12 protein-coding genes and 5 pseudogenes are annotated in these 16,934 nt (G+C 69.5%); 8 read left to right on the top strand and 9 right to left on the bottom strand.

The annotated features are described in order from the left end of the window. Window positions 1-439: 439 nt before the first annotated feature. The 3 genes and pseudogenes from MUK52_RS33250 to MUK52_RS33115 form a co-directional block, all read left to right on the top strand. Window positions 440-526: pseudogene (locus MUK52_RS33250) on the top strand (hypothetical protein); the annotation flags it as partial. 241 nt (window positions 527-767) lie between these two features. Beyond that, a pseudogene (locus tag MUK52_RS33245) lies at window positions 768-842 on the top strand (hypothetical protein); the annotation flags it as partial. Window positions 843-1,066: 224 nt separating this feature from the next. Beyond that, window positions 1,067-2,848, top strand: coding sequence for a helicase associated domain-containing protein (locus MUK52_RS33115; protein WP_350206582.1), 1,782 nt, complete (start codon window positions 1,067-1,069; stop codon window positions 2,846-2,848). A 572-nt stretch (window positions 2,849-3,420) separates the two neighbouring features. On the opposite strand, the gene MUK52_RS33110 is transcribed toward MUK52_RS33115, so the two are convergent. From MUK52_RS33110 to MUK52_RS33100, 3 genes are all read right to left on the bottom strand, one after another. After that, window positions 3,421-3,849, bottom strand: a complete 429-nt coding sequence (locus tag MUK52_RS33110) for a hypothetical protein (RefSeq protein ID WP_284581621.1) — start codon at window positions 3,847-3,849, stop codon at window positions 3,421-3,423. A 113-nt stretch (window positions 3,850-3,962) separates the two neighbouring features. Then, entirely contained in the window at window positions 3,963-4,169 is a 207-nt protein-coding gene (locus MUK52_RS33105; RefSeq protein ID WP_284582055.1) for a hypothetical protein, read from the bottom strand. A 354-nt stretch (window positions 4,170-4,523) separates the two neighbouring features. After that, window positions 4,524-4,796: a hypothetical protein gene (locus MUK52_RS33100; RefSeq protein ID WP_284581619.1), complete on the bottom strand. Its 273-nt coding sequence runs from the start codon at window positions 4,794-4,796 to the stop codon at window positions 4,524-4,526. Between the two features lie 408 nt (window positions 4,797-5,204). Here MUK52_RS33100 and MUK52_RS33095 point away from each other — a divergent pair. The 3 genes and pseudogenes from MUK52_RS33095 to MUK52_RS33085 all read left to right on the top strand — a co-directional run bounded on the left by MUK52_RS33095 (window position 5,205) and on the right by MUK52_RS33085 (window position 8,487). Further along, window positions 5,205-6,686: pseudogene (locus tag MUK52_RS33095) on the top strand (TnsB C-terminal domain-containing protein). Continuing rightward, the gene (locus MUK52_RS33090) at window positions 6,676-7,452 is read left to right on the top strand and encodes an AAA family ATPase (protein WP_284582053.1); all 777 of its coding nucleotides are present in this window, start codon (window positions 6,676-6,678) and stop codon (window positions 7,450-7,452) included. The pseudogene MUK52_RS33095 and the gene MUK52_RS33090 overlap by 11 nt, the downstream one beginning before the upstream one ends. A gap of 711 nt (window positions 7,453-8,163) precedes the next feature. Continuing rightward, the gene (locus MUK52_RS33085) at window positions 8,164-8,487 is read left to right on the top strand and encodes a hypothetical protein (RefSeq protein ID WP_284582052.1); all 324 of its coding nucleotides are present in this window, start codon (window positions 8,164-8,166) and stop codon (window positions 8,485-8,487) included. 422 nt (window positions 8,488-8,909) lie between these two features. On the opposite strand, the gene MUK52_RS33080 is transcribed toward MUK52_RS33085, so the two are convergent. From MUK52_RS33080 to MUK52_RS33070, 3 genes are read right to left on the bottom strand one after another with little or no spacing between them, the layout of a single operon-like run. Continuing rightward, window positions 8,910-9,758 carry a DUF5753 domain-containing protein gene (locus MUK52_RS33080; protein ID WP_284582051.1) on the bottom strand — a complete coding sequence of 283 codons (849 nt, stop codon included), beginning with the start codon at window positions 9,756-9,758 and terminating at the stop codon, window positions 8,910-8,912. A gap of 27 nt (window positions 9,759-9,785) precedes the next feature. Next, window positions 9,786-10,331, bottom strand: coding sequence for a DUF6879 family protein (locus MUK52_RS33075; RefSeq protein ID WP_284582050.1), 546 nt, complete (start codon window positions 10,329-10,331; stop codon window positions 9,786-9,788). Beyond that, the gene (locus tag MUK52_RS33070; RefSeq protein ID WP_284582049.1) at window positions 10,288-10,566 is read right to left on the bottom strand and encodes a hypothetical protein; all 279 of its coding nucleotides are present in this window, start codon (window positions 10,564-10,566) and stop codon (window positions 10,288-10,290) included. Before MUK52_RS33070 ends, MUK52_RS33075 begins: the two co-directional genes overlap by 44 nt. 519 nt (window positions 10,567-11,085) lie before the next feature. Between MUK52_RS33070 and MUK52_RS33065 the strand changes: the two genes are divergently transcribed. Then, window positions 11,086-12,033: a ribosome-inactivating family protein gene (locus MUK52_RS33065; RefSeq protein WP_284582048.1), complete on the top strand. Its 948-nt coding sequence runs from the start codon at window positions 11,086-11,088 to the stop codon at window positions 12,031-12,033. A 1,012-nt stretch (window positions 12,034-13,045) separates the two neighbouring features. Beyond that, window positions 13,046-13,236 (top strand): annotated as a pseudogene (locus MUK52_RS33060) (IS5/IS1182 family transposase); the annotation flags it as partial. Between the two features lie 55 nt (window positions 13,237-13,291). On the opposite strand, the gene MUK52_RS33055 reads toward MUK52_RS33060, so the two are convergent. From MUK52_RS33055 to MUK52_RS33045, 3 genes and pseudogenes are all read right to left on the bottom strand, one after another. Then, on the bottom strand, window positions 13,292-14,566 hold the full coding sequence (locus MUK52_RS33055; RefSeq protein ID WP_284582047.1) for a sensor histidine kinase: 1,275 nt from the start codon (window positions 14,564-14,566) through the stop codon (window positions 13,292-13,294). 16 nt (window positions 14,567-14,582) lie between these two features. After that, window positions 14,583-15,344, bottom strand: coding sequence for a two-component system response regulator CseB (cseB, locus tag MUK52_RS33050; protein ID WP_502963647.1), 762 nt, complete (start codon window positions 15,342-15,344; stop codon window positions 14,583-14,585). 66 nt (window positions 15,345-15,410) lie between these two features. Next, a pseudogene (locus tag MUK52_RS33045) lies at window positions 15,411-16,283 on the bottom strand (endonuclease/exonuclease/phosphatase family protein). Between the last annotated feature and the right edge of the window lie 651 nt (window positions 16,284-16,934).

Here is a 16,934-nt window from a genome sequence, read left to right as displayed (position 1 = left end):
GGCCTTCCGGCTTCGCCTCCAGTCCGAAGCCGGCCCAAGCGGCCCGGCAGCAGCGGAGGGTGGCGGTCTCTCTCGGCTGACGGGTTGTGATCCCGATGGGGAGAAGGTTCGGGGATCCGGTCCGCGGGGTGCATCGTCGCGGTAGAGTCGAGTCTACATCAGAGCAGATGTAGTGTAGGATCCCGGAAGTCTGGCACCCTCCCGGAGATTCTGGTGTGCTGTCTTCCAGTGCGCATCCGGTGCACGGGAATCGGATGGTGTGTACCAACCCGAGAAACCCGCGACTGCCCCGGACCTGAGACGCCTCTATTCGACGGAGAAAGCGAATGCAGAAGTCTGGTGGAATCACCCTCCGGCCTCATCAGGAGGAAGCGGTGGAGGCGATTGTCCGGGCTCGATATCCCGCCGGGAAAGCGGATCCTAAGGCGGGTCTGCGGCCATGGTGGCGGCGTGCGGGACCGGGAAAACTCATATTGCCACCGCGGCCGCGCTGCGGCTGGCCCGGGGCGGGCGGGTCCTGGTGCTGCTGCCCACCTTGGACCTGCTGACCCAGACCGCCCGGGAGTGGCGTACGGCGGGGCACGACGGGCCGGCTGTCGCGGTGTGCTCGCTGGAGGACAACGTCGAGCTCTACGGGCTTCAGGTGCGGTCGACGACGTCGGCGCCGCAGCTCGCGCTGTGGCACGGCCGGGGGCCGGTGACCGTCCACGCCACCTGGCTCCCTGCCCGTGATCGCCGAGGCGCACCGCGGGGAGTACGGGTTGCCGATGGAGGCCTTCGACCTGGTGGTCGTGGACGAGGCGCACCGCACGTCCGGGTCGGCGGGGAAGGCGTGGGCGGATGTGCACCGCCAGGAGGTGATTCCGGCGCGGCGCCGGCTGTACATGACGGCCACCCCGAGGATCTGGGCCGAACGCCCGCCCAGGACGCGGGCGCAGGAGCTGGAGCAGGCCGAGGAGCGGCGGCGGGAAGAGGAGGAGCGGCGGCGGAAAGCCGAGGCCGAGGGCCGGGTCTACGTGCCGCGGTCGCGGTGGGACCGGCTCCCCAAGCTGAGATGGCCTGCTCCATGGACGACCCGCGCGTGTTCGGGCCCGTCGTCTACGAGCTGTCGCTCGCCGACGCCATCGCCCGCGGGCTTTTGGCGAGGTATCAGGTCGTGGTCGCCGAGCTGGTCGACCCGGTCGTCACACCGCAGAGGCTCTACAGCGAGGAGCGGTGGGAGGAGCGGCTGCGCGGCCAGCGGCTGGCCGCGGTGCAGACGACGCTGCTGGAGACCATGGCCGAGCACGACCTGAAGACCACGATCACCTTCCACCACCGCACCGTCGAGGCGCAGGCCTTCGCCGAAGGCCTCGACCGCGTCGCCGCCCGGCTGCACGCCGTCGACCCCGTCCGGCACCCCGCCACGGTGTGGGCGGGGTGGCTGCGCGGGGAGCACGAGGCCGAGCACCGGGCCGCCGTGCTCGCCGACTTCGGCCGCCGGGCCGGCCGCGCCGTGCTCGCGAATTGTCGCGTTCTGGGGGAAGGCGTCGATATCCGGGCAGTGGACTCGGTAGCGCTGATCGACCCCAAGGGATCGGCCGTCGACATCGTGCAGGCCATCGGCCGGGCGCTGCGCCAGAAGCCAGGCCAGGGGAAGATGGCCACCTTGATCGTGCCCGTATTTTTGCGGGAGGACGAGAAACCCGAGGACATTCTCACCTCGAAATCGTACGGCCCTCTTATTCGCGTATTGAATGGGCTCCGGGCGCATGATGAGCGTGCCGTGGAAATGCTCGCAATTCCTCAGGAAAACCAGAAGCGCATCGTTCAGCCGTCGCCTCTGGTCGGGAGGGCGCCCGCCGAGGGCGAGGAGGAGAACCGGCTGCTGCTCCGGTTCGCGGTCCCCCGGGATCCGGCGCTGATCGCGAAGTGGATCAGCTACCAGGTCTTCAACACCGAGCGGCAGGACTGGCGTCGGGGTGTGGAGGCGGCCTTCCGGTACCGCGAGCGCGAGGGCGACCTCCAGGTGCCCTACGAGCACACCGAGGGCCCGTACCCGCTCGGGCGGTGGCTCTCCGACCAGCGCAGGGCGTACCGCGCAGGGACCATGACCGGGGAGCGGGCGGCCGAGCTGGAGGGGCTCGGGATCGTGTGGGACACCGCGGACGCCGCCTTCGAGGAGAACCTCGCGGCCGCGCGGGCGTACCACCGGCTGCATGGCACCCTGGCCGCCCCGCGGGGCGCGGCGATCCTCGACGTCCAGGTCGGACAGTGGCTGACGAACGTGCGCCGGGCCGGCGGGCTCGGGAAGGACCCGGTGCGCGCCGAGCGGCGGGCGGCGGCGCTGGCCGCGATCGACCCCGACTGGAACCCCGCCGTACGCGGGTGGGCGGTGGACTGGCAACGCCACTACGCCTACCTCGCCCAGCTCCTGGCCGAAGGCGCCCGTTTGAAGGCCATCACCCCGGGGGTGACCCGGCACGGCGAGGACGTCGGCCGGTGGCTGGCCACCCAACGGCGGGACTGGGCCCGGCTGAACACCGAGCAGCAGGCCCGGCTCAGCAAGCTGGGCGTCACCCCCGCGCGGGTCGTACAGGTCCGCAGCGCGCCTGCGCAGAAGAAGCCGACCACCACGTCGGGCCGGAGCGCGGCGGCCTTCGAGGCGGGCGTACAGGCCCTCGCGCAGTACCTCGCCCGGGAGGGCGGCGGTACTCCGGGACGCTCCCACGTCGAACGCCTCCCGGACGGGAGTGAGCACCGCACGGGCGTCTGGCTGGCCAACCAACGCCAACGCCGCGACCGGCTCAGCGCCGAGCAGCTGCAGGCGCTGGCCCACCTCGGCATCGACTGGGCAGCCGCGCAGTAGCGCCACATCCACATATTTCTATTCTCTCGAACAGAGAATCGCGAAGGCTATTAACGGAGAGGAGTTCTTGGCTCGACTCTAGACTCCGAAGTCCGCACTGTGTTCTTGGCAACTAACCGAACTCCACTCGGACAGCGCTAATTTGCGTACGCACCTGCTCCTGAATGGCCATCAATGTCGCCGCGGAGTTCCGGACAAGATCAGGACACCTCCGGACAAAGTGTCCGGACATGCCCGGACAAGATCAGGACACCATGTCCCACGCGCCCGTGCCCGGTTCCACAACGCTCACTACCCACCCCTTCGAAATGCACGGACATCGTCCGGACACGCTCAGGACGCGGTGTCCGCGACACGTCCGGACGCCCGCAGTCCGTTGAGGGCTTGGGCGCACCCAGGACACCACCCGGAAACGGAATCCGGATGGTGTCCGGACGCAATCCCCTCACTCGATCTCCCCCAAAAATAGTTGACAACAGTAAACAGGTGCCGCCAAGCAGGTATTCGTCAGGCGTGGACTACCTCGCCTCTGCCCTAGAGTTCCCCACAGCCGAAAGGCGACTTCAGAAGGATCAGAGAGGGGCAGCAGGATGAATCTGCTGGATCGGATCTTTAACCGAACAAAGACTGCACGACAGACATCGAGAACCCGTCCAAGCCAAGCTCGTATGCGGTTCATCGAGGGTTTCTCTTACGAACTCGGAGTCGCCGTTGTCGCCCTTCCCCTGTGGTGGCTGCGCATCCGTTACGGCGGCTGATCCACAAAGTGCCAGGGCCGAGCCTGCCCACCCCAGGCATGCTCGGCCGGCTCCCTGCGTGACGGCTTCCGAGATCCGGCCCCCATGGCCGGAGCGGTCACCAGCGGCCGGTGGGCCGGACGGTGGGGTCTGCAACTCGGCGACCAGCGCCCACAGGGCTTCCTGGCCGTAGCGGGCGATCATGAAGTCGATGACCGCCATGCCCGCGGTCGTGGGCATGGCGTCGATGAAGTGCTCGGCCACCAGGTCGGCGAACTCCCGACGCAACCGGGCACCACCACCGCATCAGCCACCGGCCCGCTCCCGTCCCCGCTCCGCCCACGCACCGATTCCCCGCCGCCCAGGGCCTGTGGCCATCACCGGTCCCGGCCCGCAGTCCGGGCGGGGGCCGGCTGCTGCCGGTGCGCGGGCACGGCGGGCTCCGAGGGCGCGGCCTGGCCGGGCGCGGCGCCGGTGGGGGTGGTGGTGGAGCGGGAGCGGGCGGCCGTCGCGGAGACGTGGGGGCCGTCAGGGATCGGGGCACCGGGCGGGGTGGTCAGGGCGCGCAGGACCTGGCCGACCATGCGGCCCGCGAGCTCGCCCAGCGGGCCTGCTCCCAGGCAGGGTTGTCCATCAAGGCGGCCTTCAACCGGGCGCGCAGCCCCTGCTCTCCTTCCGGGCCGCGGGCGACGCCGGCCATGCGGGCCGCGAGCAGGGGCCAGGCCCCACCAGCAGGGGGGTCTCCCGTTCGGAGCCGATGTAGTCCTTCGCAATGTTCACCAGTCGGCTGTTCGCCGCCCCGCTGACGCCGAGCTGCTCAAGAGCGGCGGGTCGGTCGGACAGGTCCAGGTCGTTCGGAACGCCAGGCCTTCGGTCAGCGGCCCCACATCGCGCGGGCGTCCGCGCTCACCACCACCGGCTCCAGGGCCGGAGCCTGATCAGGAGCAGACGGGGGCGGGCGCCGGAGCGGCGGGGCCGACTGATTGGAGGCGGGGGCGGGCCGGGGCGGCGGGAACCCCGGCCGCGGGTCCGGCGGCCGGTGCGGCGGCGCCCTGTTGGGCCAGGAGCGCGGCGACAGCCTGGTCGACGCCGACGCCGTGGGCGTGCGCGGCAGTCAGGAAGGAGGCGACGTCGACACCCTGCTGGTCGAGATGGGCCGTCTTGGCAGCCATGTCCGGCCAGGCCGGGGAGGCCAGGATCGCGTCGCGCACCAGGCCGCCCGGCATCGCCTGCTTGAGCAGGCCCGCCCACCGGTCGGTACCCGCCGCGCTGATGCGCGCGGGGGGCCTCCACCGCCTGATAGACGGGTTTGGCCACGCCGCCGAGCTGGGGCAGGAACGATCCGCTCGTCCAGGCCGGGGTCGTGGTGGCGGCCGCAGCCGTAGCGGATGGCGATGGTTTGTGTCAGCCGTATGCCGATTCCGGTCAGTTGGGTGCCGAAGGACTGGGATACCTGGGACCAGGACGGCGGCCGTGCTGTCCAGTACTCGGGCAGAGGGGCCGCACATGCCGGGAAGCCGTGCCGAGGATCGGCAAGACGGTCCGATGGCCGTGTTCCCGCTGGCGTCGGGGCGGGCGGCGGCGATGCCCCGGCTGCTGGACCTCGACGGACGTGAGAGCTGACGGCCGCGCATGTACGCCTGGTGGCTCAGGCGTTGGGGAAGTCGGAGCGGACGGTGTGGCGGTGGTTGGCCGCTGCCCAGGAGGATCACCGTCTCGCCCGGGTGGAGTCGTCCCGTTTCACGGTCACCACGGAGGTCCGGCGGCTGCTTGCGTTGTGGGGCGGGAACGCGTCCCGGGTCCACGCCGAGCTGGTGCAGCGGGCGGCCGAGGATCCAGACGCGCCCCGGTACCGTCGCTCCACGTTGCACCGGGCGATCCGCCGGGACCTGACCCGCGGGGAACGGGCCGGCCTCAAGAGCGGGGAAGCGGCGCGGCGCGCGCATGACGTCTTCCGGCAGCGGCCGGCGACGCACCGCAACGCGGTATGGGAGGGCGACCACAAGCACGTGCCCGTCGAGGTGGACGTGGAGGGTGAGCTGGCCACGCCGTGGGTGACCTGGTTCATCGACTGCGCCACCAAGGCGATCACGGGGGTGGCGGTCACCGCGCACGCGCCGAGCCGGGACGCGGTGCTGGCGTCTTTACGGATCGCGATCACCCGCACGGAGCCGTTCGGGCCGGTGGGCGGGCTGCCCGGTCAGATCCGGGTCGACCGCGGCAAGGAGTTCCTGTGCCGGGCGGTCACCGCGGCGATGGGCGCGTTCGCCGTTCCCGTGACCGATCTGCCCGCCTACAGCCCGCACTTGAAGGGCACGATCGAGGCGCTGAACGACGCGGTGGAGGAGATGTTCCTCATCTCGCCCCCGCTACACCGGCCGCCAGAGACTCACCAGCGGTCGGCTCGCCGACCCCGAGGCTCCACCGCTCACCTACGAGGCGTTCGTGGGCCTGCTGCTGGACTGGGTGACCTGGTGGAACACCCGCCATCACCCGTCCGCGCTGCACGGAAGACTCCCGTCGAGGCGTGGCAGGCTGATGCGACGCCGCTCACGGACGTGTCCGCGGGGCAGCTGGCGACGTTCGCCCTGGAGGACAACGGCCGCACGTACACGATCAGCACCAGTGGGGTGCGCTGGCGCCGCCGCGATTACCTCGCCCCGTGGATGAACGGCCGGACCGGCACCAAGGTCTCGGTACGACACCTACCCCACCACGACGACACCATCGAAGTCTTCGACGCCGCAACCGGCCGCCACCTCGGCTCTGCGTTCCTGGCCGCCGCGGCGAGCCGGGAGCAGATCCGCTCCGTCCAGGCAGCACGCACAGCGGCCGCCCGGCGGCTCAAGGCCGATCTGAGGGCTGCAGAGAAGCTGCGCCGGCGGCGCTTCGAAGCCTCCACCACAGCAGCCCCGCCTCGTCCACTCGTCGCACCGACCTCCGCACAGGCGGAAGAGGAGCTGGCAGCAGCGGCGCAGACGGACCGCCGTGCGCTGGCCCGTCCCGACTTGGTTCCGCACGGCCCCGCACCCGATACCTGGGCCCGCCCCAGGACGGCGCGCACATCCACTCCTGAAGAGGACCACGCTGATGATCGCTGATCTGGACTACGGGCTGCTGCCCGACGAGAGCGAAGACCACTTCCTGGGCCTGGAGCAGGCCCAGCTGGTCGGCACCGACACGCTGCTGACCACCCGGGACAACATCGAGGCCGTCATCGAGGCGAAGGCCATGATGTGCGTCTACGGGCCGGCCGGATCCGGCAAAACGATGTCGGTGGACTCCGCCCTGCGCCACCTCGCCCCGGACATCACCCACCGCCTGGAACTACGGGCCGGACCGACCCCCAGGGACATCCGCCACGGTCTCTTCCAGGCGCTGGGGCTGCCCGGTGAGCCGCCGACCCGCCCGATCGAGTTCGACACCCTCCTCAAGGAAACGCTCGCCGAGGAGTTCCGGGTCCTGGTCTGCGACGAGGCGCAGTGGATGAAGAAGACCGGGTTCGAGTTCTGGCGCCACCTGTGGGACGACAAACGCACCAACATAGCCGTGATCTTCGCCGGAGGCGACGGCTGCTACAAGGTCCTACGCCGCGAACCCATGCTGGCGTCCAGGATCTTCATCTGGCAGGAGTTCACCCGCATGTCCAAAGACGAGGTCCGGGCCACGATCCCAGCCTTCCACCCCGTCTGGGCAGACGTCGACACCGCGTTGATCGACGCGATCGACAAGCAGGCCGCCCACGGCAGCTTCCGCAACTGGGCCAACATCACCACCCACATCCTCTCCGGCATGAAGAAACTGAACCTCGCACAGGTCGACGAAGACCTCGTGCGCTGGGTCTACAGCAAGATCGGCGGCATGTAGTGACGGCCGGCGGCCCCCCGGCCGTCACTGTCCTCATCGACAAAGACGACCACCCCGCCTGGACGGCCGCCGCGCATACCGCACACGAACCTGCCCTGGGGCGTCTGACCGTCGACCCCAGCCCCGCCAACGGCGCGCCCGCCGCCCTCGCCCACGACCTGCTCTCCGCCCTGGGAAAACGCCTCCCCCAGGGCGGAGAAACCTACGGGACATGGGCCGACTCCCAGCGCCCCGCCTGGGACGCCGTCGCCGCCTGGATCCTCACCCACCGCATCAGACATCTCATCGTCTGCCGCACCGACCGCCTGACCACCGCCCGACAGAAACAACTACTCGCCCTGCGCGAACGCTGCGGCATCCACCTCACCCTCCTGTGGCACCGGCCCGCCGGCCCAGCCCTGAGAACCCTCCTCGAACAGACCGTGCCACCTCATCGACACCTCCCCAGGCCCGTGCTGTCCTGGACCGCACGAAACACTCACCAGACGCCACGCGAAGCGCCGGACAGCAAGCGACCGCCGGACCAGCCTCCGGCCTGGCCGACGCGCCGTGGATCACCTCCCCGGCATGGCCCAACGGCGTGGTGACAGACCGTCCGAAACGCGCCGGGTGCCCGGCGCGCCCGTGCTCACCTCCGCCAAGAGCGGGGCACCGCCAGCGCCAGGGCATGACCGCACGCCGGCAGACGTCCTCGCCGCCCGGCTGAACACTGTGGCGCACCCCCTCCACGCGACGGCCCTGACCATCCACGCGGTCACCAGGGCAGACATCAGCCGGCTCGCGCTGATCCGCGGCATCGACATCAACGAAACGGCGACCGCCGTCAAAGTCCACGACAGCACAACCCACCGCCGATGCCGGCTCCACGCCCTCCCCACCTGGGCGCGCCGCCTCGTACGCGCCGCCGGCATCCACGGACAGCTCAAGGGCCGTGCACCGGACAGTCCGCTCTTCCCCCTCATCACGGCCCAGGACGGCCAACAACTCCGCCTCACCGCAACGGGAATCCGCTACAGCCTGAAACCCACACCGTAGAAGGCGACACTGGCGGCCCCATCCCCACCGCCGGCACCCAGCCACAGCCACAGCTACCCTGACCACCCGATGCTGTACCGACCGGCAACCGATTGACCCGCATCATCAGCAACAACGTCAGCACCGGATCGGCATTTATGTCATCGCTCGAACCACTCACCGCGACGAGCTGAACAGCAAGGACAGCGCGCCAACGGACTGACATCACGATGCCGAACCACCACCGACAAAAACCCGCAGATCATCAGTCGGCGCGGGCGAGCAGCGCGGGGGACGGAGCGCCGTACCGGGGCTTGGGAGCGGTGGTGCTGGTCGTGCGTGCGCGCATGAGGCACCGCCTTTCCGCTGGTGGTCCGTCGGTGCTTCGACGCTACGGACGGCGCAGGCCGGGCCTCAAGAAGGTTGCGGATAGTTACGCGGATTCACCCCAAGGCGTCGGCGGCGGCCCGGATGAGCGAGCGGGCGGCGTCGCCGTGGACGGCCATCTGCGCCAGGCCCTTGAAGGCTTTGGCGTAGTCGGCCAGTTCGCGGGGCTGACGGACGTTGATGCCGGCAGTGAGGGTCTCCACCACGGTGTGCCGGTCGTCGTAGAGGTAGAACGCCTCCAGCGGCCACACCGTGCGCGGGACACCGAGCGGGATGACGCCCAGGGAGACCGACGGCAGCGGCATCACCGTGAGCAGGTGCTGGAGCTGGCCGGCCATCGTGGCTGGCATGCCGATCCGGGTGCGCAGCACCCACTCCTCGATGAGGACGACGAAGCGGTGCTCGCCCTCGTAGAGGAAGCGGGAGCGGGCAAGCCGTGCGGCGACGGCCTCGGTGATGTCATCGGGGGTGCCCTGGAAGTCGGTGATGGAGCGCATCAGGGCTTCGGCGTAGTCAGCGGTCTGGAAGAAGCCGGGGATGACGTTGGAGACGTACGCGCGGCAGGTGCGGGCGGCGGCGTTGCGGGCGAGGACGTCTTCCTGGGCGCGGCGCATCCCGGCGCGGTGCTGGCGGCGCCACTCCAGGTACATCGAGTCCACCGCGCGGGCGGTGGCCACCAGGTCCGCCGCCTGGTCCTCGGCGTTGCAGGCGGTGCACCAGGCGCGGATGTCGTCGTCGGAGGGCGCGGCCTTGGCGCCGAGGATCCTCGAGGTCTTGGCCTTGTCCCAGCCGCAGCGGCGGGAGAGCTCACGCCCGTTGATCCCGGCGTCCCGCATGAGGTGGCCCAAGCGCACCGCGAGAGCTTCGCGGGCGGCCTGGGCACTGGACGACGGGGAGACGGGCATGAGACAGGGCTGTCCTGGGGTGGAAGGTCAGGGGGTGTACTTGGCGTGCGGGATGGCGCGCTCCCACACCTTCTCGAACGCAGTGCGGCACAGGGCGGCCGCGGCCGGGTCGGTGGTGCGTTCGCGGCCGTCCTCGGCCCAGTCGCCGGTGCCGGTGAAGTGGTGGAACTGCACCACCGTGTCGTCCAGGAGCCAGAAGTCGTTCCCGGGCAGCGCGATGGTGCTCGCCTCGCGCCGCGGCAGCCAGCGGACCTGCTCGCCGGCCTGAAGGTTGAGCGGGGTGATGGCGTGCTCGTAGCGGATGTAGTCGGTGACCGGCTCGGAGACGATCCGCGCGCGGCGCATCACCACCCCCCGGCCCACCGCCTCCCGCACCAGGGGCATCCACTGCGGCCAGAACGAGCGGCCCGGGTCCAGGTTCGGGATACCCGTGCGCAGGAAGGTGGCGAAATCGTCGGCTTCGTCGCCGACGGCGTAGCTGTCGCGCATCTCCAGATGGACAGCCGTGCGCTCAGTGGCGGCCAGGAGCTCAGCGAACGTCGCGCCGTGCAGCGCTAGCGCGTTCAGCGGCATCACACGCCTCCCTCAGGATCGGCACCATCCGGGCCGGAATGCGGATCAACCGTTCGTGCGCGGGGATGCCCTTCTTGTGGCCGGCCACCCACTCGGTGGAGCCGACCAGGGCGGTGAGGAGCTCGTCGGCCTCCTCGCCCTGCAGGACGAGATCTGCGGACTCCTCCTCGACCCACACCGTCGGTGATCCCTCACCTCCGGTATTCGGGTCCATCCCGACGAACCGTAACTCCATGGTGGTCTCCCCTTTCGAGCTGGTTGCGGATGGTTGCGCGCAACGACCGTCCCGCGCCGCGCCCTGACGGTCAAGAGGGCGACTCTCCGGCGGTCGGCGGCAGGCAGGTTTCCGCTGCCCCGTGACGAGCACGGGCCCTGCTCTCGCCTGGTCCTCCGGCTTGCATGTGACTGGTCGTCCGATACACGACTGATACACGACCGTGCACTGGAGGAAGCCGTGCGGAAGGCGGCCCGAAGCACCGGTCGCGGACTCTGTAGGCGATCCGGTGACCACACGTCACCGAGGGTGTTCCATCCGGCCCCGGCGGCTGGCAGGCCGTCTGCCGCGGGCTCGACCATGCTGAGGAGTTTCCTGCTGTGCGCCGAACGGCTCCCCCCTGTTCGCCAGAGCAGCGGCCCCGCTGAGGTCGATCACTGGCCTCACCGGCGTCCTCACCAGCCTGCCGGCTCCCGCTGCCGCAGCCGAGCCGAACACCTCCAAGATCCCGACAGCGTCGTACAACTCAGAAAGACCCCAATGCAACTGATCTCCGCTGCGCGGAACACCGGAAGACGCCTCGGCGTGCTCCTCCTGGCACTCCTCGCCACTTGCTCCCTCGTCAACATCAACGCCACACCCGCCCACGCGGACACCTCCAACCGGTGGACCACCATGGAGTGGGACATCACGGAACTCGCGTGGGGAACTGCAGACGAAGACGCCGGCAGGATGTACCGGAGGATGATTGATGAATTCCGCGGTCACGCTGCACACCGCATCGGCGACGTGCAGGAGCTCATGCCGACGCGGCAAACGGCGCAATACCTCGAACTGCGGGTCATCAATCGCAACGACTCGCCTACGCATCGCCTGAGCCTCTACTTCCGGCTGGATACCCTCTACCTTGAGGGATTCACTACAAACGGCCAGAACTTCCGTTTCTCGGAGCCCAGCACGACCCTGGTCACCGAATTTAGGAATCATTACCGCCAGGGAAACCTGCTATTCACGAATCTTCCGTACACCGGAAGCTACCTGGACCTGGCAAACGATTCCGTACGTGGAGCAGCCCCATTCCAGGCTCACAACGTCATGTCCTACATCAACTCGATGATCGCGACGACTGAGCACAACATGGACGACACGACGCGGAGGCGGGCGATCGCCAACGTCATCGCCATGACCTCAGAAGCCATCCGTATCGGATGGATTGAACGCCGAATCGACCACACCATCTCATTCGGGGAGGCTTATGACGGCCAAGCCCATCAGACCACCCTCGGAGGGTTCGGCGTCTCCCTGGAAAACAACTGGCGGCGACTCTCCATACTCGCTCACCGGGACATTGCCGGCACACGACGCCCGCAGGACGCAGTCAACATCGGCGGCACCCTTTATCAAACCCTAAACCACATCCTGGGCGGTGCCCCCAGTGACACGCCGCAGAGAATCGCCCCCCTCATCATGAAGTACGACGCCCGCTGATACCCGCAGCTCGAACAGCCAAAATGCTTGAAGGTGTAACTCCCAGAAGACATCACTGCCCCCTATCAGGGCATCACCGGGTCCCCTTCCTGAATTGGTTCTCAGGTCTGTAGCATCCTGAAGCCGTTCGTGGGCCGGAACCGGATCCTGGACGGCCTCAACGGCCTTGAGGATACGGACGCCTCCATCATGTCGATCAGCTGACGCGAAGGCCTGCGGGCAGGGAAACCCTGCCCGCAGGGCTTCGTCGTCACGAGGGGGCCGGCGAAACCGCACCAGGAAGCCTCCACGCCCTCAAGCACCCCACGCCTTCACTGCGACCGAGACCCGGCCGGAGCAGCAGGCGCTGACCTCCACAGGCGGCACCCCAGTTCCATACGGCCGGTGCCAGCCCCCGAGACGTTCTCCACAGACAGCACGCCCGAGGTAGTAGGCGCGGTTCGGAACGAACCTTCAAGGGGGCTGATGCCGGACGCCCGCATCAGGCCCTGGCTCGCGGCCGCGGACCTCACCGGTGAGCATCATGAACCTCACCGGTGAGTTCGGAACTCGCCGGTGAGGTCCGCGGCCGACCGGTGAGCGGGGCTGTGACCTGTGGTGGGGATGTTCGGATGCGGGTGGGGCTGGCGGTCAGTGTGCCGGGGTCGCCCTTCAGCAGCCCTGGGTCCCCTTGTCGACCCACTTCTTGAGGTACACCCACGGAACCGAGCCCGTGGTCCCCTTCGGCAGCCCGTTGCGGCTCTTCGCGCGGAGCGTGATCTTGTACCACTCGCAGGTCCCGAACTGCGATCTCTCGGTTTCGTGTCAGTGCGCCGCCTGCACGAAAACCGCCTCGTGACAGTGCAATCGCCCCGGTCTCTCACTTCCATGACAGTGACCCCCGTCCCGAAAACCAGCGCTGACCTGCGCCAACACACGAATCCTCGCTGTCTCTCACTCCACTGTCACGAAAGCGAGAGATCGCAGCTGCTCCGCGGGCCCTGCAGCGAGATCAAGATGAGCTGATCCCGCCGTGGCTGGTGTGATCACGGCGTTGGAGCCGTCCTGGATGGCCCCGTTCACCGGGCTGAGCCCGCGACAGTTCGGCAGGCTCGTGACGGTTCTGCGGCACGGGGGTGTGGACCGGTCCGCAAGGGCCGGCCGTGGAGCCTTCCGCTGGAGGACCGGGCACTGCTGGTCGCGGCGTACTGGCGCACGAAGCTGCCGCGTGGTCTGCCGGGTCACCGAAGCGCCGACAGGGACGGAACATCACACCGTTTCAGCCACCGGACGAACCGCGTCCGCCGTCCAGGTCGAGGGTGGCAACTGCGCCCCCCTCCGGAGCGTTCGCGAAGGCCAGCTTGGCGCCGAGGACCTTCGCCTGCCCAAGCGCGATGGTCAGCCCGAGCCCGTGCCCCCGCCCTCGCTCGGGGGTTCCCGTCCGGAAGCGTTGCGGGCCTTCGGTGAGCAGTGCAGCGGGATAGCCGGGCCCTTGGTCCCGTACGAGGATCCGCGCGCCCGTGGCGGTGGCCTCCACGGCGACTTGGACGGGGTCGGCTCCGTGCCGGTGTGCGTTGGTGACGAGGTTGACCAGGATCCGTTCCACCCGGCGCGGGTCGGTCTCCAGGATCGGGGTGGCACGGATCGCCACGGCGGTCGGCGTCCCGGTGCGGCGGACGATGTCGGTGACCAGTTCGCCCAGCGGCACCGCGTCGGTCCGGGCCTGTTCGGCTCCGGCGTCGAGCCGGGAGATTTCCAGGAGGTCCTCGACCAGCCCGTTCAGGGCCCGGGCACGGTCCCGGACGAGCTCGGCCACCTCGTCGCCCTCCGGGAGGAGACCGGCTGCGGTGGACAGCCCCATCAGCGGGGTGCGCAGTTCGTGCGCGACGTCCGCGGTGAATCGGCGCTCGCCCTCCAGCTTGTGCTGCAGGGCCGCAGCCATCTCGTCCACGGCCGCCGACATCTCGGTGATCTCGTCTCGGGCCCGGCCGCCCGGTCCGATCCGGGCGTCGAGGTCGCCGTCGGCGATGGCCCGGGCCGTGCGGGATCCCCGGCGCAGCCGGCGGTTCATCGGTTCGGTGGCGAGGGCGGCGAGCGGTACGACGACCAGGAGGGCGGCGAACACGGCTTTGACGATGCTGCGGTCCAGGAGCTGGAGGCCGCGTACCTCGGAGCTCATGTCCGTCCGGGCGACGAGTACCCGGCCGCCGTCGACGGGCATGGCCGCCCACATCCAGTACCAGTTGGGGGGTTTGCGGTCGTTCCAGGTCGCGTACAGAGCGGCCGGATCCTTGGCGGCCAGCGCCCGGGCCAGCGGTGCATCGAGCCGCTCGGGAGTGAGGACTTCGACTTCGAGCGGCGCGCTGCCCGTGCGGGTGTACTCGCGCTCCGCGGCTGCCAGGCGCGCGGAGAGGCGTTCGTTCCCGGTGTGTTCACTTCGTTCGGCCATCGCCTGGTGGACGAGGACGCCGATCACAGCGGCCACGGCGCAGCAGGCGGCCGCGGTCAGGGCGGCTACCTTCCAGCGCAGGGCGCGCGGGTTGAGGAGTGTCATGGGTGCGGACGGTCCCTCAGTCGCGGACGAGTTTGTAGCCGAAGCCCCGGACGGTCTCGATCCGCTCGGCTCCGATCTTCTTGCGCAGTCTCAGCACACACAGGTCCACGACGCGGGTGTCGCCCTCCCAGCCGTAGTCCCACACGTCCCGCAGGAGGCGGCGGCGGTCGAGTACGGCACCGGGGGCTGCCGCGAACTCCAGCAGCAGCCGCAGCTCGGTGGGGGTCAGCGCAACGGGCTGTCCGCCCCGGTGTATCTCCAGTCCGAGGGTGTTCACGGACAGGTCCCCGAAGACCAGCTCCGTACGGGTCTTCCCGGTGTCCGCGGAGGCGACTGCGGGGTTCGTCGGTCCGGACCCGCGCGCCGGAGTCGTCTCCGGTCGGGCGGGTCGGAAGGTGGCACGGCGCAGCAGCGTCCGGATGCGGGCGACGAGGACGGGGGTGTCGACGGGTTTGACGACGTAGTCGTCGGCGCCCGCCTCCAGCCCTGAGACCACGTCGAGGGCGTCTCCACGCGCGGACATCATGAGGACCGGGACCAGGCTCTGCTCGCGGATCCGGCGGCACAGCCCGATGCCGTCGAGTTCGGGCAGCATCACGTCCAGGATCAGCAGGTCGTGGCTGCCGGCCCGGAACGCCTCCAGGCCGTCGAGTCCGTTCACGGCCACCGCGACCTGATAGCCGTACCGCTCGAGGGACAGCTGGACGGCGCGCCGGATGGTGGCGTCGTCCTCGACGACGAGGACGCTGACGGGGTCTGGGACCCGGGGTGCCGACACGCCACCTACCTGCTCAGAAACGGACAATTGTGTAGTCCATCCTAGTCAGTGGGGTCTGCGGTGCGGTCACAGCCGGAGGGAGGCCGCGACGGGGAGGTGATCGCTGCCGGTAGCGGGCAGGGTCCACGAGGAAGTCACGCTCATCCCCTTCACCAGGATCTGGTCGATGCGGACCATGGGGAACGGAGCGGGCCAGGTGAAACCGAAACCGGCGCCCGCCTCGCGCTGTGCGGAGGTCAGCTGGGAGGTCACCGGTCGCAAAGCCGTGTCATCCGCCGTCCCGTTGAAGTCACCCATCACGACGACCCGGGCCAGCGGCTCCGCCCGCACGGCCGCGGCCAGCTTCCGGGCGGCATCGTTGCGGCGGTCGGCGGTGAATCCGGCGTCCGGGGTCAGGCGTACCGAAGCGAGGTGGGCGGCGAAGACCGCGACAGGGCCGTGGGGGGGTCTCGACGGTGGCCCGTACGGCACGCGTCCACGGCATGATCGGCACCGCTTCCACGCCGTTCAGCGGGTGCTTACTCCACAGTCTGACGCCAAGCGTGTCGGAGCGGTACGGATAGCCGGCGGCGAGCTCGCGCTCGTAGGCGGGTGCGACTTTCGAGGACATCTCCTCCAGGGCCAGCACGTCCGCACCCGATGCGGCGAGCGCTCGCGCGGTCCGCGCCGGATCGGGATTCTCCTCGTCCACGTTGTGGCTGACCACGGTGAAGTTCCCGCTGCCGGGCCGCTCGGATCGCTTGTCGGTGAGGGTCCCTCCGAAAAGGCAGCCCCAGACGGTCAGGGGGCCAGGACGGCGACGGCCGCGAGCCGGGAGCGGCGTACCGCCGCCGCCACGAGGAGGACGGGGACGGTCAGCCCGACCCAGGGCAGGAAGGTCTGGAACAGGCTGGCGAAGTTGGCGGCCCCGTTCGGGATTCTGGTGTGCAAGGCCATCATCAGGGCCGCACACACCGCGCCGGCGGCGATCAGCAATCCGCGGCCCCGGCCGGTGGGCACGGGTATGCGGCAGCGGTTGGCGGACGGAGGCGGAGGCGGGGCGGGCGGCTCCGCTTTCCTGCTGGCCTTGGAACGGTACGGAGTGCTCAGCACGGCATTTGCCTTCCGGTATCTCGTAAGCCGGTGATCCGGTACCGGCACAGCGTCGGTGAGGCGCGCTTCCAGGGCGTCAGGAGGCCTTTTCGAGGGACCCGCAGTTGCGTTTCAGCGGGGTATCGGTCATCGGACGAGGACTCCCACTGGGATCTCCTCCACCCAGTGCCTGACCAACGCCGACCTGCCGTTCGACGTTCGCGGAAGCCGGGGCGATCCACCTGTTTGTTCGGCCGGCACCTGACCCGGATCACCGCCCTGACCACCCACGCGGTGACCACCGTTGGCGCGGTGCCGGGCGCGGGCGATGCAGGGGTCGGTGGGCGGCTGCACGGCTGGCGGACCCCGTTGGCGTAGGCCTGGTGCGCCGGGATCCCGGGGAGCCCGGCGTCCGGGCCCGGATCTACGCCGACGTCCTGCGCCCGGGACGGCACAGCCCGTGAGTGGAGTCCGGGCAAGCCCTTCGTGAAGGGCTTGCCCAGGGTCGCCTAAGGCTTG

The organism is Streptomyces sp. 2P-4 (genome assembly GCF_030167965.1).
Taxonomy (GTDB): domain Bacteria; phylum Actinomycetota; class Actinomycetes; order Streptomycetales; family Streptomycetaceae; genus Streptomyces; species Streptomyces globosus_A.
This window is presented reverse-complemented; position numbering and strand designations above follow the sequence as displayed.

Bases quoted from the DNA above. Each gene is read 5' to 3' on its own strand.
- MUK52_RS33080 (WP_284582051.1), bottom strand. From the start codon at position 9,758: ATGCCCGTCTCCCCGTCGTCCAGTGCCCAGGCCGCCCGCGAAGCTCTC.
- MUK52_RS33090 (WP_284582053.1), top strand. From the start codon at position 6,676: ATGATCGCTGATCTGGACTACGGGCTGCTGCCCGACGAGAGCGAAGAC.
- MUK52_RS33065 (WP_284582048.1), top strand. From the start codon at position 11,086: ATGCAACTGATCTCCGCTGCGCGGAACACCGGAAGACGCCTCGGCGTG.
- MUK52_RS33115 (WP_350206582.1), top strand. From the start codon at position 1,067: ATGGACGACCCGCGCGTGTTCGGGCCCGTCGTCTACGAGCTGTCGCTC.
- MUK52_RS33105 (WP_284582055.1), bottom strand. From the start codon at position 4,169: ATGGTCGGCCAGGTCCTGCGCGCCCTGACCACCCCGCCCGGTGCCCCG.
- MUK52_RS33075 (WP_284582050.1), bottom strand. From the start codon at position 10,331: ATGCCGCTGAACGCGCTAGCGCTGCACGGCGCGACGTTCGCTGAGCTC.
- MUK52_RS33055 (WP_284582047.1), bottom strand. From the start codon at position 14,566: ATGACACTCCTCAACCCGCGCGCCCTGCGCTGGAAGGTAGCCGCCCTG.
- MUK52_RS33070 (WP_284582049.1), bottom strand. From the start codon at position 10,566: ATGGAGTTACGGTTCGTCGGGATGGACCCGAATACCGGAGGTGAGGGA.